This window comes from Aurantimonas sp. 22II-16-19i, assembly GCF_002088275.1.
Lineage (GTDB): Bacteria > Pseudomonadota > Alphaproteobacteria > Rhizobiales > Rhizobiaceae > Jiella.
In genome coordinates this window covers 1-1,927 of the sequence record NZ_AQQS01000081.1, presented here as the reverse complement: position 1 = coordinate 1,927, position 1,927 = coordinate 1, and the positions used below count along the sequence as shown (strand labels likewise).

At 61.2% G+C, this 1,927-nt stretch carries 2 protein-coding genes; one reads left to right on the top strand and one right to left on the bottom strand.

All coding sequences use genetic code 11. The features are described 5' to 3' along the window. Positions 1-48 precede the first annotated feature (48 nt). On the bottom strand, positions 49-1,578 hold the full coding sequence (locus ATO4_RS26675) for a hypothetical protein (RefSeq protein ID WP_083595112.1): 1,530 nt from the start codon (positions 1,576-1,578) through the stop codon (positions 49-51). On the opposite strand from ATO4_RS26675, the gene ATO4_RS28195 reads away from it, so the two are divergent. Next, the coding region (locus ATO4_RS28195; protein ID WP_210191155.1) for a hypothetical protein at positions 1,577-1,927 on the top strand (351 nt) is incomplete at its 3' end. The two genes, ATO4_RS26675 and ATO4_RS28195, sit on opposite strands and share 2 nt — an antisense overlap.

Here is a 1,927-nt window from a genome sequence, read left to right as displayed (position 1 = left end):
ATAGCAGCGTAACTTAAACCAAACGGCCTCCGGCAAACCCGGGGCGGTTCAGACCGCCAGAAGCTTCAGGGATCTTTCGCGGATCTGGCACTGGGCCTGGCGAGGTCGCACGCCAAGGCTCGGCACCATGCCGAAACAAGCAATGCCGAGTTCGCTCACCACCTCGTTTGCTGTAGCAAAACCTGTGTCACGGATTTCCAGCACGAAAACCGTCGCAAGCGCAGCCGCAAGGCCTGCTACTGCTCCCAGCACGGCGAACAGTGGCTTCTTCGGGCCGGCAGGAACGTTGAGCGGCTCTGCCGAACTGACCAACTCGGCCGGTATCGGCTTCAGATCGGCGAGAGCCGAGGCCTGACGATAGCTCTCCTGCAGACGGTCGAGATTTGCCTTCGCGTTTGCCGCGTTTTTTTCGACTTCCACCAAGCCCTTCGCCGCGTCTTGGCTGGATAAGGCGGTCTGCTTCATTTGCTCGAGTTGTGATTCCAGACTTTTTTCGGCCTGCTGCGCACTGACAAGGTCGGCCGTCGTGATGTCCACCGCATTCTTAACCGCGTCGGTGAGACGTTCGTGAACGTCTTCAAGGGCGCTAGTCGCCTTGATGTACAGGGGGTGCTTCAAACCGACGGACGCGGCGATCCGATCGACGTCTGCTCGGGCCTTGACTTCGGCGTCGATCAGTTGTTGCGCAGAACCGGTGCCGGCGAGATCGGCGGCCGACGGAACCCGGTCGCTCGCAGCGGTATCTTTCAGGCGGTCGAGCGTGTTGCTGAGCTTGAGCCGTTCGAGCCGGGCATCGGAGAGTTGAGTGACGACGTTGCGCAGTTGCTGCTCGGCAGTCGAGCCATTGCCGCCGCCTGCCAAGAGGCCAGCGGATGCCTCTCGAAACGCGCGTACTCGCTCGCTCGCCCGTTCGGCCTCCGCGCGAGCGTTGGCGACCTGGGAGGAAAGCCAGTTGCTCGTACGCTTGGCGTTCGTGAAGCTGCTCTCGACTCGGCTTTGCAGGTATTCTTCTGCGAACATGTTGGCGAGATGGGCCGCCCGCTCCGGTTGATCGGCGAGGTAAGTGACGCGAATGAGGTAGGACTTCCCGTCGTTCTGCACCGACAGACCTTTCTGGAGGGCGAGGATAGAATCGATGGGATCCTCGTCGGCTGGCGCAGGTTGCGCTGTCGTCCGGGCGGCTTGGTCATTCGGAGACGACGCCGTCCCTGGCGTCGAGGTTTTGGCGAGCCTGTCGAAGACGCGGCGGGCTACGGCTCGCGATCTAATAATCTCGGCCTCGCCTTCGACGATGGCGTTTGCGTCGATCGAGACGGGTATCGCCGCACCTGTGGCTGGGGATCCGGCACCCAGGGCATCGAATTTCAATTGGATGAGGGCAATGCCCGTGTAGGTCTTCGCGAGGAGGAAACTCGCCGCGATCGTAGATGCAAGCACACCCAGAAACACGAAGGCCAGGAGGAGCCTGCGGGTCCAGATCAGCCGCAGAACTTTCGCAACCGACGCTTCAAACTGGGGTCGCAGATCCGCAGCCGGGCGATTGAGGTTGTAGAATTCGGTGGAGAAGGCCGTATTCATGGGCGCCAGGGATCTTGCTCGATTGTGGATGCTGCGCCGAGTTCAGCGTCTCGAACTTAAGCTCTGGACACTGCTCCGGCGCTCGCTCGACCACCAACCCGCGGCGATCTTCTGTTCGGAACACTGCCCACTTGGTGCGGGCGAGTGGAGCCGTCTTTCAGAGGTAGTCCGTGCGCATGCCCGACCTCTCCAGCGCACGAACGGGATTGCGATTGCGCTTCCGGCCGACCCGGTGATCGCTAAGACGCGCAAGCGATGCCGGCGGTTGGCGTCGACCTGTCTGCTACAAAGCGTCTACTGGTTTGACTCCAACGCTTGGAACCCGCGATTTCTAGCAGCAATGATTTCA

Coding starts and splice junctions, on each gene's coding strand:
- ATO4_RS26675 (WP_083595112.1), bottom strand. CDS start 1,578: ATGAATACGGCCTTCTCCACCGAATTCTACAACCTCAATCGCCCGGCT.